Annotated in this window: 20 protein-coding genes; 17 read left to right on the top strand and 3 right to left on the bottom strand. The window is 61.5% G+C overall.

The window, feature by feature from the left end; genetic code table 11:
* Positions 1 to 3 precede the first annotated feature (3 nt).
* From AC1DV8_RS21285 to AC1DV8_RS21260, 6 genes are all read left to right on the top strand, one after another.
* Positions 4 to 522 carry a DUF924 family protein gene (locus AC1DV8_RS21285; protein WP_477158852.1) on the top strand — a complete coding sequence of 173 codons (519 nt, stop codon included), beginning with the start codon at positions 4 to 6 and terminating at the stop codon, positions 520 to 522.
* A gap of 23 nt (positions 523 to 545) precedes the next feature.
* On the top strand, positions 546 to 815 hold the full coding sequence (locus AC1DV8_RS21280) for an antibiotic biosynthesis monooxygenase family protein (protein WP_436090016.1): 270 nt from the start codon (positions 546 to 548) through the stop codon (positions 813 to 815).
* Positions 816 to 1,153: 338 nt separating this feature from the next.
* A complete protein-coding gene (locus AC1DV8_RS21275; RefSeq protein WP_477158820.1) occupies positions 1,154 to 1,720 on the top strand; it encodes a DUF2269 family protein in 567 nt (188 codons plus the stop codon).
* On the top strand, positions 1,717 to 1,920 hold the full coding sequence (locus tag AC1DV8_RS21270; protein WP_477158819.1) for a hypothetical protein: 204 nt from the start codon (positions 1,717 to 1,719) through the stop codon (positions 1,918 to 1,920). Before AC1DV8_RS21275 ends, AC1DV8_RS21270 begins: the two co-directional genes overlap by 4 nt.
* 37 nt (positions 1,921 to 1,957) lie before the next feature.
* Complete coding sequence (locus AC1DV8_RS21265; RefSeq protein ID WP_477158818.1) at positions 1,958 to 2,587, top strand: NAD(P)-dependent oxidoreductase; 630 nt, start codon at positions 1,958 to 1,960, stop codon at positions 2,585 to 2,587.
* A 233-nt stretch (positions 2,588 to 2,820) separates the two neighbouring features.
* A complete protein-coding gene (locus AC1DV8_RS21260) occupies positions 2,821 to 3,243 on the top strand; it encodes a cupin domain-containing protein (RefSeq protein WP_477158851.1) in 423 nt (140 codons plus the stop codon).
* Between the two features lie 82 nt (positions 3,244 to 3,325).
* On the opposite strand, the gene AC1DV8_RS21255 is transcribed toward AC1DV8_RS21260, so the two are convergent.
* Positions 3,326 to 4,126 carry a class I SAM-dependent methyltransferase gene (locus AC1DV8_RS21255; RefSeq protein WP_477158817.1) on the bottom strand — a complete coding sequence of 267 codons (801 nt, stop codon included), beginning with the start codon at positions 4,124 to 4,126 and terminating at the stop codon, positions 3,326 to 3,328.
* Positions 4,127 to 4,586: 460 nt separating this feature from the next.
* On the opposite strand from AC1DV8_RS21255, the gene AC1DV8_RS21250 reads away from it, so the two are divergent.
* The 10 genes from AC1DV8_RS21250 to AC1DV8_RS21205 all read left to right on the top strand — a co-directional run bounded on the left by AC1DV8_RS21250 (position 4,587) and on the right by AC1DV8_RS21205 (position 12,331).
* Complete coding sequence (locus AC1DV8_RS21250; RefSeq protein ID WP_477158816.1) at positions 4,587 to 5,666, top strand: sensor histidine kinase; 1,080 nt, start codon at positions 4,587 to 4,589, stop codon at positions 5,664 to 5,666.
* A gap of 47 nt (positions 5,667 to 5,713) precedes the next feature.
* The gene (locus tag AC1DV8_RS21245; RefSeq protein WP_477158815.1) at positions 5,714 to 6,088 is read left to right on the top strand and encodes a response regulator; all 375 of its coding nucleotides are present in this window, start codon (positions 5,714 to 5,716) and stop codon (positions 6,086 to 6,088) included.
* Positions 6,089 to 6,553: 465 nt separating this feature from the next.
* Complete coding sequence (locus AC1DV8_RS21240) at positions 6,554 to 6,886, top strand: hypothetical protein (protein ID WP_477158814.1); 333 nt, start codon at positions 6,554 to 6,556, stop codon at positions 6,884 to 6,886.
* Between the two features lie 10 nt (positions 6,887 to 6,896).
* A complete protein-coding gene (locus AC1DV8_RS21235; RefSeq protein WP_477158813.1) occupies positions 6,897 to 7,226 on the top strand; it encodes a hypothetical protein in 330 nt (109 codons plus the stop codon).
* Positions 7,186 to 7,599, top strand: coding sequence for a hypothetical protein (locus tag AC1DV8_RS21230; RefSeq protein WP_477158812.1), 414 nt, complete (start codon positions 7,186 to 7,188; stop codon positions 7,597 to 7,599). Before AC1DV8_RS21235 ends, AC1DV8_RS21230 begins: the two co-directional genes overlap by 41 nt.
* A gap of 322 nt (positions 7,600 to 7,921) precedes the next feature.
* Positions 7,922 to 9,139 carry a hypothetical protein gene (locus tag AC1DV8_RS21225; RefSeq protein ID WP_477158811.1) on the top strand — a complete coding sequence of 406 codons (1,218 nt, stop codon included), beginning with the start codon at positions 7,922 to 7,924 and terminating at the stop codon, positions 9,137 to 9,139.
* Between the two features lie 276 nt (positions 9,140 to 9,415).
* Entirely contained in the window at positions 9,416 to 9,934 is a 519-nt protein-coding gene (locus AC1DV8_RS21220) for a recombinase family protein (RefSeq protein WP_477158850.1), read from the top strand.
* 467 nt (positions 9,935 to 10,401) lie between these two features.
* A complete protein-coding gene (locus AC1DV8_RS21215) occupies positions 10,402 to 10,878 on the top strand; it encodes an SH3 domain-containing protein (RefSeq protein ID WP_477158810.1) in 477 nt (158 codons plus the stop codon).
* 123 nt (positions 10,879 to 11,001) lie between these two features.
* Positions 11,002 to 11,259, top strand: coding sequence for a hypothetical protein (locus tag AC1DV8_RS21210; protein WP_477158809.1), 258 nt, complete (start codon positions 11,002 to 11,004; stop codon positions 11,257 to 11,259).
* 754 nt (positions 11,260 to 12,013) lie between these two features.
* The gene (locus tag AC1DV8_RS21205) at positions 12,014 to 12,331 is read left to right on the top strand and encodes an ATP-dependent DNA ligase (protein ID WP_477158808.1); all 318 of its coding nucleotides are present in this window, start codon (positions 12,014 to 12,016) and stop codon (positions 12,329 to 12,331) included.
* A gap of 117 nt (positions 12,332 to 12,448) precedes the next feature.
* Here AC1DV8_RS21205 and AC1DV8_RS21200 read toward each other — a convergent pair whose 3' ends face one another.
* Positions 12,449 to 13,570, bottom strand: a complete 1,122-nt coding sequence (locus AC1DV8_RS21200) for an alpha/beta fold hydrolase (protein ID WP_477158807.1) — start codon at positions 13,568 to 13,570, stop codon at positions 12,449 to 12,451.
* Between the two features lie 212 nt (positions 13,571 to 13,782).
* Between AC1DV8_RS21200 and AC1DV8_RS21195 the strand changes: the two genes are divergently transcribed.
* Entirely contained in the window at positions 13,783 to 14,643 is an 861-nt protein-coding gene (locus AC1DV8_RS21195) for an SDR family oxidoreductase (protein WP_477158806.1), read from the top strand.
* Positions 14,644 to 14,685: 42 nt separating this feature from the next.
* Here the strand turns inward: AC1DV8_RS21195 and AC1DV8_RS21190 are convergent, their stop codons facing one another.
* Positions 14,686 to 16,506, bottom strand: coding sequence for an alpha-amylase family glycosyl hydrolase (locus AC1DV8_RS21190; protein ID WP_477158805.1), 1,821 nt, complete (start codon positions 16,504 to 16,506; stop codon positions 14,686 to 14,688).
* Positions 16,507 to 16,518: the final 12 nt, after the last annotated feature.

Raw genomic sequence — 16,518 nt, 5'->3', positions numbered from 1 at the left:
GCGATGGTCGAGTTCTGGAAGGAATCCGGGCCCGGACTTTGGTTCGCCAAGGACACAGCCTTCGACGAACGGTTTCGATCCCGCTTCCTCGGCCTGCACGAGATGGCCGCGCGCGATGAGCTGGCCGACTGGGCAGATGCCCCCTATGGCGCACTTGCCCTGGTACTGTTGCTCGACCAATTCCCGCGCAACGCCTTCCGCGGCACGCCGTGCATGTACACCACCGACCCCCTCGCGCGATACGTGGCGACCGCGGCAGTTGACTGGGGATACGACCTCGCGGTGGAAGCAGCGCTGCGCGTGTTTTTCTATCTGCCCTTCGCGCACTCGGAGGACATGGTCGACCAGGACCGCTCGGTGCGACTCAGTTGGCACCTCGGCCCGCCCCATTCGGTCCGAGCGCAGCACCACCGCGAGATCATCCAGCGCTTCGGGCGCTTCCCGCACCGCAACGCCATCCTCGGCCGACCTACCACTGACGAGGAGCAGGCCTTTCTCGATGCCGGCGGCTTCGCCGGCTGAAATTACCGACACGGAGTAACAACATGGCCATCATGATGATCGCCGAAATCGCCGGCCAGACGCCGGGCGGTTACGAAGCAACGCTCAAGGCCGTCTCGGAGGCGATGAAGAGCGCGCCCGGCTTCCTGATGCACAGCGCGCACCAGACCGAAACCGGTTGGCGCGTGATCGAGGTGTGGGAAGCCAGGGAGAATTCGGCGCAGTTCTTTGCAGCCCACGTTGCCCCCAACCTGCCGGCGGGCATTCATCCCAAGGTGACGTTCCAGCCGCTCCACGCGGTGGTAACGCCCTAGCCAAGCCTTGAACGAAAAGGGCCCCGAGCGAATGCCCGGGACCTTTCCAACGCGTGCGCCCGAGTCAGCACAGAGGGCGCGGGCCTCGACCCGGCGCTTCTAGCATCGTTGCCTCTCGAACGAGGTCTGCCTCGCGCCACAAGCGGACGTTCGCCACACTCCACAAACGAGGAGCTCATGACCAATCGTCAACGGACAAGGGACGCGCGCGCCGCCCCGCCGCGCCACTACTTCTCCAGTAGCAAAGAACGCGGCCAGGGCGCGCTGTTGGTCGTCCACGACGACCCCCGCGAGGCCGTGCTTCGCCCCATCGCACCCTCCGCACGGTGGAGGTAGATATGGACCTCTTTTCTGTTCTCAAGACGCTTCACGTCTTGTCCGCAACCGCGTGGGTGGGCGGCGGCCTCCTTGGCACCGCGCTCGGTATGATGGCCGCTCGAAGCCGGAGCGACGAGCAACTGTTGGACACGATCGCGCAGCTCAAATGGTGTGCCCAGCGCATCTTCGTGCCCGCCTCCTTGGCGACCCTCGCCTTCGGCCTGGGCATGACCTGGCTTGGCGACCTCTGGCTGGACCTCTGGGTGCTGATTGGTTTGGGTGGCATCGCCGCCGTCATAGTTCTCGGCGCAACTGTTCTCGGGCCGCGCATCGAGCGCATCCTTGCGCTCCGCGCGGCGGGACGGTCCGCGGACGCAGTTCGGCTCGCCCGTCAGGTACTTCTTGCGGCCTCGTTCGACGGCACGATCCTCGTCTTGGTCGTCATCGACATGGTGCTGAAGCCGACCCTCGACGATTGGCCGATCCTTGCCGGCCTGGGCGCAATCGCCCTGGTCGCCGTCTTGGTTCTTGTGCCCCGCGCGCTCGCCGCACCATCACCTCATGCGCTTGAGGAACACAGACCATGACCACAATAGCCCGACTTCTCCAGCACACCGAGATTCCGACATTGGAACAGAACATCGATCCTGCACCGGATCCGGCAGCAGTGCCGGCCGAGGCCATCGCCGTTATCCGATATTGGTGGCAAGCCGGACCCACGGAATGGTTCGCCGCGAACCTCGATTTCGACCGCGAGTTTCGCGACGAGGGCGGGTACGCCGGCTGAGCGAGCGAAATAACCAGACTACCAAAGGACCCTTCCCATGAACATCCTGATCATCGGCGCGAGCCGAGGTGTTGGACGTCTTGCTGTCGAGCAGGCGCTCGATGCAGGTCATCACGTGACGGCATTCGCACGCAATCCATCGTCATTGCCAATCCATGAGCACCTCACCTTGGCGCAGGGCGATGCGACGAACGATGCCGATGTCCGCAAGGCCGTCGCGGGCCACGACGCTGTCATCAGTGCCTTGGGTAGCGACCATCGCCGTGGGCCGACGCAACTCTATTCGACCGCGACCACCAATCTCATAGAGGCCATGAGCAGCGCCGACGTCAGCCGGCTCATCGTCCTCTCAAATTTCGGCGTCTTGTCCGAAAGCTCGCATCATCCCCTGACCGCGCTACTCGTGTGGGCCGTACGCCTCGGCATCCGCCACACGCTCGCCGACCACCGTCTCGCGCTGCGGTACCTACAGCGATCGACCCTCGACTGGACCGCGGTCCGGCCGATGGCGCTCACAGATGGGCCCCGCACCAGGAACTATCGCGTCGTCCGCGACGGCCTGCCGAACGGTGGCACGCGCATTTCACGCGCAGACGTCGCCGACTTCATGCTCAAGCAACTCATCGATTCACCGTTCAAGGGGAAACTCCCCGCGCTCGCGTATTAGGCGTTCTGACCGCCTCTGACGTGGAAACCGATCAGCGTCGCGGCGGCGTAGAGTCGGCAGTTAGCGTGAGAGAACTGATCGAGGCCGCCAAACGGGGCGCGGCGCTGAATTGCTGGTCGGGCACAAAAGATCAAAAGGAGTCTAATCATGACGATTCACCGCAGCAACCCGCCGGAAAAGCTTCCGCCGCAGGCGCCGGCGCTCCTTCCACAACCTTCAATAAGGAAATTCGAATGAATGAGGCGAGCCCTACCTGCCAGCTCATTCGCGCTGGTTCGACCTACCAGGGGAAGCAGGACCTGACCTACCTGCATGGCATATCCAAGGAAACAGTGGGTGCGCAGGCAATCTGCATGCACGTGCTGACTATGCCGCCGGGTGCCCGCGCCAAACCACACCTCCACGAACACCACGAGACGGCGATCTACGTGCTTTCGGGTCGGATTGACGCCTGGTACGGGGAACAGCTGGAACACCACATCGCAGCCGACGCCGGGGATCTGTTCTACATCCCTGCAGGGGTGCCGCACCTACCGGCCAACCTGACCGCGTCACCGGCTTCCGCCATAGTTGCCCGAACAGATCCCAACGAGCAGGAAAGCGTTCTGCTGCTCCCGCATCTGGATGCTCGGGGGGGTCAAGCAACCTCCCCTTGACGGGGCGCCCCACCGTCCCCAAGCGCCAAAAGGAGAAACCCGTGTCGCGCGATCGAGGGTGGGACCGCCGAAGTGCCGCCGGTTACGGAACAATCCCGCGGCAGGCCCACGCCAAACTGGCGAACGAACGCGGGCCGTCAGGTCTCCCGCTTTCATATGCATCTCGAACTGCGGCGGTTGCTCTATTGAGCTCCTCTGCTTCGAGTTGGCCAACAAACTTGCCAAGCGGTCCTTCGCCGGCAGCTATGGGCGCCCACAGGTCATCGAAGTCGCGGTAGTCCATGCGGACCATCAGCTGTTCCTCCGCCACGTTGTCCAGTCCTTGGTCGACGAAGGCTCGCTTCATTTCGCCAGGCTGCATCATTGGCTGGAAGACATAGCGGTTGCGAAGCTGGCGCCCACCTTCCGACAGCATTGCGATGGTGTCCACGATCATACGCATCCCGGACATGCCACCCAGATGGTCCCACACCACCGCCGCCACGACGCCGCCTGGCCTGACGACTCGGCGCATTTCTCTGATTGCCAGCGGCGTGTCCGGGACAAAGTGCAACACCAGCATCGCCATCGCACGATCAAATGTCCGATCCCCAAAGGGCAATGCAGTAGCGTCCGCCTGTTCGATCGTGACCCGCGGATCGGTATTAGCCTGCCGCGCGGCCTCGACGAATGCCGGAGCGTAGTCGATGGCTCGGATCTCGACGGGCTCGCTTCGTGTGGCGAGTTCAAATGTCAGGCTGCCCGTACCACACCCGACGTCGAGCACCTTCTCGCCGGCAGCGAGCCCCGCAAACTCGATGAATGCGGGTGCCAGCTTGCGACTCCATCGCCCCATGAGCTGCTCATACCCGGACGCCTCGTGCACGGTGAATGTGGACGCCATCTTAGCACTCTCGGAGTTGCCTGGAACGAGTTGGACAACCTAGAACACGAGGCCCAGCGCGCCAAGACGCGATGGCGGCTTGGGCCATTAGCGGACATCCGGCGCGCCGAAATCAGCACGGTTGTGTACGCCGGAAGGCCGGATCGAACGCGCGAGAAGCCCTGAGATGCTTGCACCATGCTTTACATGCGGGCTGCGGTGACGTGCTGATGTTGTAGACCATTATTTTCAGCCCCATCGGCGGGTGAACCGATGGGATCATGGTCCGCTTCGCGCCAGAAGGAGACAAAAACTGCAAGCCGTCTCCGATGGTCGCTCCGCTCAACACAAACCCGGCACTCACGCGAACACCTGCCGGCCGAACTCGAATAGGTGATAGGGGAAGGTCGGCACGGCTGATACGCCGTTGCCTCCGGGGATGGCTTTCGCCTAGCGAGCCTCCGGCACGGAGGGCCCAGCGATGGATGCCCACGACGAGTTCCCTGCAAGCGCAGCCCTCAGCTTGATGCTTGCGGTGATTGCGACTTCAGACACACCGCTTCTTCTTGTCGCTGGCGACCTCACGGTCGTCGCTGCGAGCACGTCTTTCTGCGAGGCGTTCAACATCGATCCCGCGACCCTTCAGGGCAAGCCTGTACTGGAGATGGGCGCCGGGGAATGGAATGTGCCGCAACTGGGCTCGCTGCTGGCGGCGACCGCTTCGGGGGCCGCCGAGATCCACGCCTACGAGCTTGACCTTCGCCGGCCGGAACAGGCGGTCCGGCACCTGGTGCTGAATGCCCATCGGCTCGACTACGAGGACAAGGTGCGCGTACGGCTGCTGTTGGCCATCGCAGATGTCACGAAGGCGCGCGCCAGCGAGAAACTCAAGGACGACCTGATCCGCGACAAGGCCGTTCTGCTGCGCGAAGTGCAGCACCGTATCGCCAACAGCCTCCAGATCATCGCCAGTGTCCTACTGCAGAGCGCCCGACGCGTTCAGTCCGAAGAGACACGCGGTCACCTCAAGGATGCCCACAGTCGGGTGATGTCGATCGCTTCCGTGCAGCAGCAGCTCGCACAAACGAACGAAGGGGACGTGGCGCTTCGTCCCTACTTCACGCAGCTGTGCGCCAGCCTCGGGGCCTCGATGATCGAAGACCCCGCAAGGCTGTCCATCCGCATCACGGTCGACGACTCCATCGTCAGCTCGGATACGTCGATAAGTCTGGGGCTGATTGTAACCGAGCTTGTAATCAACGCTCTCAAGCACGCCTTTCCCGAAGGTCGACATGGCCAGATAAACGTCCAGTACCAGGCGCGCGGTCCCAACTGGACACTGTCGGTCGCTGATGACGGGGTCGGCATGTCGGCAGACCCCGAAGTTGCCAAGCCCGGACTCGGCACCAGCATCGTCGAGGCCCTCGCGAGCCAACTGGAGGCTGAGGTGCAGATCGGACGTGCTGCCCCGGGTACCAAGGTCGAGATCGTTCATTCCGGCCTGGCGATCGTGCGCGATGCGACGGCGCAGTCCCCTGACCGCGGATCCCTGACGAAGTGATGCAACCTACCGAGTCAGGCGAGGTTGTTGGGCACCAGGGGAGCGACATGTCAAATATTAAGGCCGCGGTGCTTGTAGTAGAAGACGAGGCAGTGATCCGCCTTGCCGCGATGGATCTCGTCGAAAGCGCCGGATACGAGGCTGTGGAAGCCAAGAACGCCGATGAGGCCATTCGCATTCTCGAGGCGCGGACCGACATTCGGGTGGTTTTCACCGATATAGATATGCCCGGGACGATGGATGGCATGAAGCTGGCCCATTTCGTTCGCGATCGCTGGCCTCCGATCAGGATAGTGGTTGCCTCGGGAATGACCATCGTGTCTGAAAGCCAGCTACCCACTGGATCACGCTTCTTCAGCAAGCCGTATGAGGGTGGCTCGATCCTGTCCGCGCTGGCCGAACTGCTGGAAACGACGCCCTAGACTTGCTGCACCAGGGAGAGTCCAGCGATGCCACTAAGGGCACCACGGTTGCAGTCGCAGACGGCGTATCCGGGCTGCGCAAGTCTATGTCCGGGCCGGCTATGGCACGCAGCGCCGTGGCATCTCAGTCCGATAGCGAGCTATGGCCCCGAAGGTCTGCATAGGGCCAAATGCGGACCTCGGGCAAGCCGAGAAGAGCAGGGTTGTGCGTGCCGGGTTGAATGGTCCGATACCCCGAGAAGCCCGGAAATGCCGGCACATGCTACTCAAGCGGGCAGCGGTCAGCTGTCGATGCTGTAGGCAATCACTTTTCAAATGGCTGTGCATTCGATTTCGTTCGTTCGCACTGGCAGGGCGGCGCGGTGGTACTAGCGAAACTCTGTTAAAAACCAGCTCGCGATCCACGCGCCGTGTTTGAGCACATGGCAATGTTGCGTTCCATGCGACCTGTAGAGGAGAAGCGACATGAGCATCGACGACTACATCGCTGCCCGCGCCGAGTTTGTCAGAATCGACGCGGAAATCAGTGAACTAGGAAAGTCCATCGCCGAGATTGGCAACACGATAGCTCAGAAGCGAGCTAGGTTCTCATTCTCCAACACAGGGCAGGGCCTTCCTATGGAAGCCATGATGAGCCGTGATTCTGTAAGCGCCGATGGCAGCCAATGGCCCACTGCTCAGCGGATCATGGAGAATCTGGCGAAATGGCATGCGGCCCGCAGCGCGGTGGACAGCGCGTGGCACGCACTTACTCGGGATCAGCAGGCGGCTTTGCAGCCGCCACCTGTCACCCGGTAGGAGGCGGTCGATGTCACGCGACGTCGACAAAGGCGCGCTTGATCCGGATAGCAAGAAGAAGGCGGCGCGAGCGGCTCTTAACGCATTGGGCTCAGCAATACCCTTCGTAGGGGGGCTGGTTGCCGCTGGCGTCGGCTACTGGTCGGAGACTGAGCAAGAACAAGTGACCAGAATCCTGAAGCAGTGGCTGCAGATGCTTGAGGACGAACTGCGGGAAAAAGGAAAGACGATTGCCGAGATTATGGCTCGCATCGACATGCGGGACGAGCAGGTTCGCGAACGTGTCGAGTCGCCCGCTGTTGAAGAAGGCCTTCCGGAACTGGTCGTCAGTCGATACTGAATACAAGCGTCAGCGGATGCGCAATATCCTGTCCAACGCGGCTGCAGCCCACACGACCTCCGATGACGTTGTGCGTCTCTTTATCGACTGGGTGAACCTCTACTCCGACTTTCATTTCGAGGTTGTGGGAGAGGTGTACCGCAGTCCAGGCATCACACGCGGCGAGATATGGGACAACCTTGGCCGTCCCCAAGTGCGAGAGGACTCTGCGGACGCCGACCTCTTCAAGATGCTTATCCGTGACCTGAGCACCGGAAGTGTGCTGAGACAGGTGCTGAGACTGACGGCGCGGGCAATTTTCTGCGGAAAGCACCGGTGCGCCGCTCGCCACCAAGTCAAGCGCCACGAACCGCCAAGTCGGCTTTCGACATGACGGAGCCATATGTCCTTACTGACCTCGGTGCGCAGTTCGTCCACTACGCCATGGAAGAAGTGGTGGCGAAGATTGAATTCAGCGAGGCATGAGGCTGATACTGGCCCCGACGGGCGTGACCCTGATCGGTGGACCAAGGAGAGTTTGTCATGCGCTTGGTCGGGGAACGCCGTCGCCGTTGACGATGGCTATGTGGCGGCTGCGAAAGACGTGGCCCGATCCAGGTGCCACACGCGGACCGCCTTAGGTCGGCTGCGCTAGCCCCGCTTAACAGATCTGCTCGCACCGACGTCTGAGACTCGACTATAGTGGTCCCATGCTGATGTCGATTTTCGACAAGTCTTTTATCCATTCGATCAACGCCGACGAGGCTGCGGTCTTCGACATGCATTTCATGTCGAATATGACGCCACTCTTCTTCGTGGAGGTTCTCGCTGATCTCGAGAAGTCCGACATAACCGACGAGGCGGCGCGTCAGAAGCTGGTGAGCACGCTCGCGGGCAAGACACCCAGCATGCGGTGCTACTCCAACATTCCCCATGACGAGATCGCGATGGGGGAACTCCTCGGCTTTCCCGTAGACATTCGCGGCGTACCGGTAATCCGCGGCGGGCGCCGCGTGCAGTCATCCGAGGGGCTTGGAACTGTCTACGAGAAGTCGCCGGAGAGCATTGCTGCCGAGCGCTGGCATAAGGGGCAGTTCGGAGAGGACGAATACCGGTCCGCGCGCCGTTGGCGCGAGTTTCTCGCCCATGCACCAGAGAGCATCGAGGAATTTACCGGAGCTTCTCCCGCACGGTTCAGCTTTAAGGATCTCGGTACCGTCAAACGGTTTGCCGAGAGCATCATCGATCGCAGCGGTGCGCGGCACAAGACCCTTCGGGCGGCGCTGGAGATGTTCAACATCTCTTCTGCCGACCGACCGAAAGTGGTCGCCCGCTGGAAGAAGGCCGGAGGCCCTCCGCTTGCGGAGTTTGCACCCTATGCGCGCCACGTGATGCTGGTCGAGTTCTTCAGGACCTTCGCCATGGCGAGCGGGCACATCGATCCGGACAAGTCGTCTAACTTCGCGGACATGGCGTATCTGTACTACTTGCCATTCTGCCAGGCGTTCATTTCCGGCGACAAGCTTCACCGCCGCGTCGTCCCGCTCTTCTTGAGGGAAGACCAGCAATTCGCGTGGGCACACGACTTGCGGGCGCATCTCGCGGAGCTGGCAACTACATATCTCGCCGACCCTGCACTTGCCGACCTTGGACTGATCGGTGTGAGCTCCAGAACTCCGCTAGCGAAAGATAGCTATATTGGAGCGATGCTCGAGCGAGCCTATCCTGGACGGGCCGAGCACAAAGCGAGCCTTCACGAGAAGCTTTCGCCGGAAGTCGAACGGGAGATTGTCGAGAGGTTGAAGGAGGCAGCCGAGGCGCCTCCACCAAAGGCCGATGCCGACCTTGACGAAGAGGACGTCAACACCACTTTCGTGCGCTCGGTCCCGCGGCAGCGTGGACGCTTCCCGATGATGCCAAGGAATGTGAATTAGCACCGCCTCGGCCAGCGCAGCCAACAACCGTCTATGCCAAGCCGCATCAGGAAAGGCCACGGTCTGCGTCGGACCAGCGCGGGCCTCAGAAACGTAGGTTTTTGAGAGCCTGTCGAACTGGTTGCGATTTACCCGCCAAGGGTCGCATAAGCGCTTCCAAGAACTGTTTCTTGAAACCCCTTCTTGTCAGAAACAGCGACCGGAACGTTTCTTGGAGGTCCCGTGAAGCTAGGTTACGCACGAGTATCGACCGTCGACCAAAACCCTCAGCTACAAATGAATGCACTGGCGGCAGCGGGCTGCGAGCGTACCTTTAGCGAGCAGGCGTCCGGTGCTCAACGGGACAGACCGGAGCTTAAAGCGGCGCTGGAATTCGCACGCCGTGGCGATGTTCTCGTGGTCTGGAAACTGGACCGGCTAGCTCGATCTCTGAGCCAGCTCCTGTCGACGTCTGAATTGCTGGACCAGCGAGGTGTCGGCCTGCTCTCGCTTACCGAGAGCATCGACACCACGACGCCAGGAGGACGGCTCGTATTTCACCTCTTCGGTGCCCTTGCCGAGTTCGAGAGGTCACTTATCCGGGAGCGGACCACGGCGGGGCTTGCCGCCGCCAGAGCTGCGGGCAGACGAGGGGGTCGACCGCCTTCGCTATCGGACGACAGACGTGTCGCTGCCGAGGCCTTACTTGCATCACCTTGCGTTACCGCCGATCAGGCTGCGAGGACTCTCGGCGTCTCTGTTTCGACCCTTTACCGATACTTTCCCGCTGCGCGATCGAACGCGCGTAAGGTGTAAGGTCGTAAGATACGATGCGACGGGGGCAGAAAGCTCTTCGGAAGCAACGTGTAATGCCCCCTCGGCATCGCCCATTGCACCAAACGCGAACCAAGCTAATGTTCCGTCCTGATGCTCCGGGTCCAGCAGTAGTTCAAGCGCCATGGGCCCATATTGGAGGGTCGCGTGCTCAGGGGGCGTTACGGCATCGGATGGATGGTGGCAGCATGGCTCGCCATCGTCGTTCTAATTGCACTTGGCATCGTGCTGGTGGGTCAGGTCGCCAACTGGCGATAGACACGCAGCGGTCGGCGTTGTCTAGCAAGCACTGAAGGTCACATCGGCCGGTCCGATGGCGACTGAAGTCGCTATCCGGAACTCAGGCAGTCCGCTCTGGTTTGACTCTCCGTGAGCGATGGCTGGCCATCATCCCGAATACACATGTACCCTCCACTGGCCGACCATCGCTCCGACAATCGGAGCTGAAAATGGCCCGCACCTTCGTGTCCTTGGCACTCTTCGCATCCGTCATGCTGCTCTCCGGCGTCATGACTGTCACCGGCCTAAGCTTCACCGCCGACACGGTTGCCAGGATTGCCGCGGCGACACCGGTCAAGACCACAAATCTGAAACCGAGCTACGTGGCCGTACTGCCCAAGGCCAAGCCCGAAGATCTCGACATCGCGAAATCGGTGCCGGTGGCGTCCCTTTCGCAAGAGCCAGGTCCACTGGCCAAGCCGCCGGCATCGACCTTCAGCCACACGGTCGCAGTCGAGTCCCTGCGCGTCCGAGCCGGCCCCAAGAAGACAACCCGACAGCTATTCTCGCTGAAGGGCGGCACACCAGTTACGGTCATTAAGGAGGACGGGGGGTGGGTATTGATCACGGCTGGTGGAGATCGGATCGGTTGGGTTCACAGCAAGTTGTTGCGTAGGGTCGAGGAAAAACAGGCCAGTATCCAATAACCAAGTTCCCCCCCTATTGGGAACTTGGTACGCGGCGGGTGTCCAAGGTGGCCTTCGGACCCCGCCGCACTGTTCGAAATTGATGAAGCGTGCAAGGTATAGATCTGGCACGGCGAGGAGCTCATGGATAGCCATCTCGACTTTCAGTTCCAGGTCGACAGCGACGTGCAAAAGCACGTCACGGTGGAGCAAACTGGCCGGCAGCTAGATGTTACAGTGCGGTTCTCCAACGACGTGGTGCTCGACACTAGTGCCGCTCACATCGAGGACGTCGTCGATTGGAAAATTCGCACCGACGAGCAGGGCCTGACGATCGAGTGGAAGACACCGGTGATCGCGGGTCTCGACTGGTTGACCTCGGCGAAGCAGCGACGCTTCTAGCGATTGGCTCACAGTGACGGCCCCTAAGTGGAAGCACCTGACGCTGCGGTTCGAACCGCCGCTTGATCGACTGAGGCGCGAACTTTTAAAGCCATGCTGCGTTGTCGCCCCGAAAGGGAGCGATGATGACAGAGCGGGTTTTCGGCCCCGATAGACGGGACGGCAAATGGTACTTTTATGCGTATGTTGACGGGCAACAGGTCGAGTGGGGTCCGTACTCGAGCGAGGAGTTTGCTCAGGGTGCCAAGGCGGCTATCCAACGTCGCCTCGAGACTGAGGACCCGCAGGAGGTGAAGGAGGCGGCCAGTGAGCCGTCGACTCGTCCATGACGGGAGCGGCCCGGGACGCAAAAGAAAACGGTCGCGCCGCTTTAGGGACCGGCGCGACCGAGAGTATGACTTTAGAGTGTGTGGTGGCCCGGCCCGTTAGGCTCAGTCCGATAGTTGCAACGCGTTGGAATCATTCTAGTTCCCATGTTCTTGGAGTGTTTTGCGAACAAGCCACACGTTGCCCCTCACCTCGTCCGGCTCGTCGTCCTCTTCAAACCCAAAGTAGCCTCGCCAATAGCGGAACTCAGCGTCCTGAGTGGCTCGATCGGTGCTGGCAAACGTCCAGCGGGCGAGGTTCTCGTATATGAACTCGACCCAGGGCTCGCCGGGCTTCGGCAGGGCTGAGTACATCAACCGCTACATGAGGAATTGGAGAACATACGCTCCAAGCGGCCAGCCGCCGGGACTCGGACTCTACCCCACTTGTGCTTCCTAGTTTCCGCCCGCCGCAACTGGCGACACTCGAGCGCAGGGTGCCCACTGGCAAAAGCTGGCTGTTCGAAATGAAGTTCGATGGCTACCGGGCGCAGGCGGCTATCGCGGGCAGCCAGGTTCGGATGTATTCCCGGGGCGGCCACGACTGGACGCAGCAGTTCGGTTACGTCGTGCCGGCGTTTTCACGGTTAACGAGAGGCACCGTGCTGATCGACGGCGAGGTGTGCGCGATCGACGAGCACGGCCGGACCAACTTTCTTCAGCCAGCAAGCGCGCCTCGTGCATCTTGCCCGCCCGTAAGTTTGTGATCTCGCGTTGCTTAGCGCGCCTTTCAGCTTTTTTGGCGCGGCGCTCGTCAGCGGTCAGGTTTGTCTCGTCCATGACGTCAGATCAAGGCAGGATCCCACAGCTCAGCGTGACGCTCTTCAAGGCTGAACCTCGGCTGCAAACTGGCCTATGGCGCTGTTGTAGGTTTCGTACTGTTCGAGAAAACCCATATGGTTGACCTCCTCGATGATCGAGACACGCGCAGCGGCAGTGCTCTCCGATATGGTGTGGCTGGCCTCCGGCTTGGTGACGATATCTACCGCGCCGCCGATAACCAGCACGGGCAAATTGATCTTTGCGAGTGCGCCCGTGGCGTTCCAACGAAACATGGCAAGGTTCCCTCGTGCCTGGGCGCCGGGTGGGTTACGCGTACCCAAGAGGGTAACGGCATCAAGTTGGCTCCGACTGACGTGCTTGCCAAAGCCGATGCGGTTGGCGAGGTGCGCTGACCCACTCAGGTAACTCTGCCAGGCGGAAAGCCACACGAGCGGTTGCAGCGGTATTGCCAGCCACATTAGTGGTTCGATCAGCGGCCACCGCAGGGCGCGCCAGAGCGGGCTGAGGATCATGGTGCGAAGTGGATTGGTGTGGGTGGTATTCAGCAGCACGATGCCGGCGACCCGTCGTTCCACGAAGCCCGGATCGTCTCGCACCAAGGTCTGGATCGTCATTCCCCCGATGCTATGCCCAACGAGGACGGCCTTTCCCGCATTTTCCAGATCGATGATGGAGCGGAGGTCGGCGGCAAAAGTCTCCAGTTCGATCTTGCCCCTGGAGCGCCCGAGGCCTGGAAGGTCCCAGGTGACGACGCGGAAGTGGGTCGCGAGATCCTGGACCGCATATCCCCAGATAGTGCTGTCCAAGCCCCAGCCATGGGTGAGAATGATAGTGGGCGCGCCCGCGGGGCCGTGCGTCTCCACGTAAAGCATGGAACCTGTGGGGCTGTCGATTACGTGAGCCTCTTCAGCTCGGACGAGGTTCAGTACCCGCCTGTCTCGACCTGCGACCAATGGCTTCAGAATGAGGCCACCGAGGAACGACCATACCGACGCGCCGGCAGCGATCCATAGCGGCCAATCTTCACGGATGCGGTGAACGACGCCATCGGTATCGACAACCGTGACCCCATCATACCACCGCCACAGGAAGTAGGCAGCGGCGCCCAGGATGGCGAGCGAGAGCACGCCGAAAATAAATCTAAGGATGAGAACGAGCGGCATGTAATCCCCTGGGCGAAGCACACTCCGCCCACTCGCAACCTCCTGCGGCCAACTAGGTTCCCCCTATCGCTTTCGACGATTCCTCGGAGTCCAGACCACTGCTCGAGAGACTCACCGCGACCAATCCGACGCGGTCGCCGGAACGCGCGCCCACCCTGAACCAAAGCGTCTTGCCGAAGTTGAACCCATCTATGCAACTAAGAGGTTCTGCGATGCTCGATAACTTCCCAAAGCCGCCCTTTCCTGAACAGCAGCAGCCGTACCCTGGCCTCGCCAGCCGCATGGATCCGGTGCCCGACCATGGCGAGGACAGCTATCGGGGGTCACAGCGTCTGGAGGGAAAGAAAACCCTGATCACTGGCGGCGACTCCGGCATTGGCCGGGCCGTCGCAATTGCCTTTGCCCGTGAGGGCGCCGACGTGGCAATTTCCTACCTCAGCGAGGAGGAGGATGCTGCCGACGTGAAGAAGGTCATCGAAGCGGCAGGCCGGAAGTGCCTGTTGCTGCCGGGCGATATTGCAAACCCCGGACATTGCCGCAATCTGGTTGCGAAGACCGTCGAGGCCTTCGGGCGGATCGACGTGCTGGTCAATAACGCCGCGCACCAGAGCTATTTCGAGAGCCTCGAGGAGATCCCCGACGAGGAGTGGGAGAAGACCCTGGCGGTCAACATCTCGGCGATGTTCTACCTCACCAAGGCTGCCGTCCCGCACATGAAGCCGGGCTCATCGATCATCAACACGGCCTCCAAACAGGCGGATGAACCGAGTCCCGAGTTGTTGGCCTATGCGGTCACCAAGGGGGCGATCCAGAACTTCAGCGCTGGACTGGCTCAGTTGCTGGCCAAGAAGGGCATCCGGGCCAACACGGTTGCGCCAGGGCCTGTATGGACGCCGTTGGGGCCGGCAAGCCTGCCCGTGCAGAACGTCGTCGAATTCGGCAAGCAGGTGCCGTTCGGCCGGCCCGCGCAACCCCGCGAACTCGCCCCACCATACGTCATGCTGGCAAGCGACGAAGCCAGCTACATTTCCGGTGCCACAATTGCGGTAACTGGCGGCAAGCCGGTGATGTGATGAGCTTCAGTGGGGCGGCGTCACGCGCCCCACTGATCACCACTACCAGGCTACGGCCGACCACGCGCCGAGCCGGAGCACATCACCAGCCTGGGAGAACTGCCCCGTGGAAACGGGCGTACGATTGACCACGCAGGCAATGTCAGCTGGAGCGTTGGTCGGGTTCAGTGCCATCGATAGAGTGCCAGCTTCGAATGTCCATGTGACGATGATGCAGTTACCCTGCCGAGCAGTCTTGGCATCAAGGCAAGGCGTCGCCGCCAGGGGCCACAATTTCTGCTGCCGCCAATGTCCCATTGCCCTAAAGCGATCCAGGGCCGCTTGGCGCTCGGGCAGGTTCTCGTAGTCCTGCCAGGGAAGCTTGGCCATCTCGAACGTCTGGGGGGCGTTCGGCTCGGGCAATTGTCCGGGCTTCACCTCCTCCTTGAACATTTCCCGCATCTGTTTGTAGCGGTCATTGCTCTTGGCCTTGGCCACGTCCGCTGGCAGATCGAGAAAGAAGGGAAAGCCGCTCGTCAGGTTGCCTTCATCCCCCATGAAGCATAGCGGGACCTGGGGGGCGAGGAACTTGGCGAAGTGGAGGAAGTCCAGCTGCTCGGGGCTGATGCGCTCGGATAGACGCTTGGCGTCGGCTCGGTTGCCAAGCTGATCGTGGTTCTGCACGTAGGTGATGAAGCTGTCGGGCGGAAGCTTCGCGCCATCGCCGCCCCGCGTTCGTCCGTCGCTACCGTCACCTTCCGAGGGATCGTGCACGAAGCCGTCGGCGAGCGCCTTTTCCAAGTCGGCGTAAGGATCCTTCGTCGCATCGTCGTACCCGGTCTTCGCACCCTCGCCGGTGACCAGGTAGGCGAGCACATGGTGCATGTCGTCGTTCCACTGCGCTAAGTACCGCATCGGCTCGTTACGATCGTTCCGCTCCAGTAGGTTGAAGGAGTTCCTAACGTTCTCAAGGATCAATGAGGCATGCGGCTTGGCGGCCTTTGCTGCTTCTGCCAATTCACCGAGGAACAGTTCGCGGCTGCCGGTCTTGATTTCGTGGACGCTGTCGAAGCGCAGCCCGTCGAAATCGTACTCAGACAGCCACATCACGGCGTTCTCGTAGTAGAACTGGCGGACCATCGGCTCGTCGAAATTGATTCCCGGTCCCCACGGGGTGGTGACGTCGTCGCTGAACCACTGGGGCGCATAGTCCTGGACGAAATTGTCCGTTTCCCCGAAGTGGTTGTAGACCACGTCCAGGATCATCGAGAGTCCGAGCTCATGGGCGCGATCGACCAACTGTCGCAGTTCCTCGGGCGTTCCGTAGCTGTGCTCGGGAGCAAAGATCAGTGTGCCGTCGTAGCCCCAGTTGCGGGTGCCGGGGAACTCATTGACGGGTAGGATCTCGAGGCAGGTGTAGCCGGCATCGCGAAAGTGCTCGAGGCGGTTCCTGAGTCCGTTGAAGGTGCCTTCAGGACTTACAGTACCGATATGGACTTCGCAGATGATCGTCTCGTGCCACGGACGCACGGGGACTCTACGGTCCGAGGGGCGCAAAGGGTTGCGCACCACGCTCCAGCCTGACGCGTCATCATCCTGTTGCCGGGAGGCGAGGTCCGGAAACTCCAAGTCGCCTATCCGGAACTTATAGCGTGTCCCGGGCCCACAATTCTCCACGGGGGCCAGCAGAAACCCCTCGGGACTGCGGACCATGGGGACGGCGTCCCGGCCTTGGATAAGCAGGTCCGCTGACGGCGCGCTTGGCGCCCAAAGACGGAACGCCGTCATACCCCCGTCCACCAGCGGCCCAAACCGGACGGCCTGCGGCGGCGCGCCGGTGGCCACACGAGGCTGGATGGCTGAACGGTCGAGATCGATAGTCATAGGGCATCCCCG

The organism is Devosia sp. P3_B2, from assembly GCF_056402875.1.
Note: the sequence above shows the minus strand (reverse complement) of the source record. Positions and strands in the feature narration are given on the sequence as shown.

What these genes read in the sequence shown, in the direction of transcription:
- AC1DV8_RS21190 (WP_477158805.1), bottom strand. Translation starts at nt 16,506, where the DNA reads ATGACTATCGATCTCGACCGTTCAGCCATCCAGCCTCGTGTGGCCACC.
- AC1DV8_RS21225 (WP_477158811.1), top strand. Translation starts at nt 7,922, where the DNA reads ATGTCGATTTTCGACAAGTCTTTTATCCATTCGATCAACGCCGACGAG.
- AC1DV8_RS21270 (WP_477158819.1), top strand. Translation starts at nt 1,717, where the DNA reads ATGACCACAATAGCCCGACTTCTCCAGCACACCGAGATTCCGACATTG.
- AC1DV8_RS21215 (WP_477158810.1), top strand. Translation starts at nt 10,402, where the DNA reads ATGGCCCGCACCTTCGTGTCCTTGGCACTCTTCGCATCCGTCATGCTG.
- AC1DV8_RS21195 (WP_477158806.1), top strand. Translation starts at nt 13,783, where the DNA reads ATGCTCGATAACTTCCCAAAGCCGCCCTTTCCTGAACAGCAGCAGCCG.
- AC1DV8_RS21210 (WP_477158809.1), top strand. Translation starts at nt 11,002, where the DNA reads ATGGATAGCCATCTCGACTTTCAGTTCCAGGTCGACAGCGACGTGCAA.
- AC1DV8_RS21220 (WP_477158850.1), top strand. Translation starts at nt 9,416, where the DNA reads ATGAATGCACTGGCGGCAGCGGGCTGCGAGCGTACCTTTAGCGAGCAG.
- AC1DV8_RS21285 (WP_477158852.1), top strand. Translation starts at nt 4, where the DNA reads ATGGTCGAGTTCTGGAAGGAATCCGGGCCCGGACTTTGGTTCGCCAAG.
- AC1DV8_RS21245 (WP_477158815.1), top strand. Translation starts at nt 5,714, where the DNA reads ATGTCAAATATTAAGGCCGCGGTGCTTGTAGTAGAAGACGAGGCAGTG.
- AC1DV8_RS21250 (WP_477158816.1), top strand. Translation starts at nt 4,587, where the DNA reads ATGGATGCCCACGACGAGTTCCCTGCAAGCGCAGCCCTCAGCTTGATG.
- AC1DV8_RS21200 (WP_477158807.1), bottom strand. Translation starts at nt 13,570, where the DNA reads ATGCCGCTCGTTCTCATCCTTAGATTTATTTTCGGCGTGCTCTCGCTC.
- AC1DV8_RS21280 (WP_436090016.1), top strand. Translation starts at nt 546, where the DNA reads ATGGCCATCATGATGATCGCCGAAATCGCCGGCCAGACGCCGGGCGGT.
- AC1DV8_RS21240 (WP_477158814.1), top strand. Translation starts at nt 6,554, where the DNA reads ATGAGCATCGACGACTACATCGCTGCCCGCGCCGAGTTTGTCAGAATC.
- AC1DV8_RS21235 (WP_477158813.1), top strand. Translation starts at nt 6,897, where the DNA reads ATGTCACGCGACGTCGACAAAGGCGCGCTTGATCCGGATAGCAAGAAG.
- AC1DV8_RS21275 (WP_477158820.1), top strand. Translation starts at nt 1,154, where the DNA reads ATGGACCTCTTTTCTGTTCTCAAGACGCTTCACGTCTTGTCCGCAACC.
- AC1DV8_RS21255 (WP_477158817.1), bottom strand. Translation starts at nt 4,126, where the DNA reads ATGGCGTCCACATTCACCGTGCACGAGGCGTCCGGGTATGAGCAGCTC.
- AC1DV8_RS21260 (WP_477158851.1), top strand. Translation starts at nt 2,821, where the DNA reads ATGAATGAGGCGAGCCCTACCTGCCAGCTCATTCGCGCTGGTTCGACC.
- AC1DV8_RS21265 (WP_477158818.1), top strand. Translation starts at nt 1,958, where the DNA reads ATGAACATCCTGATCATCGGCGCGAGCCGAGGTGTTGGACGTCTTGCT.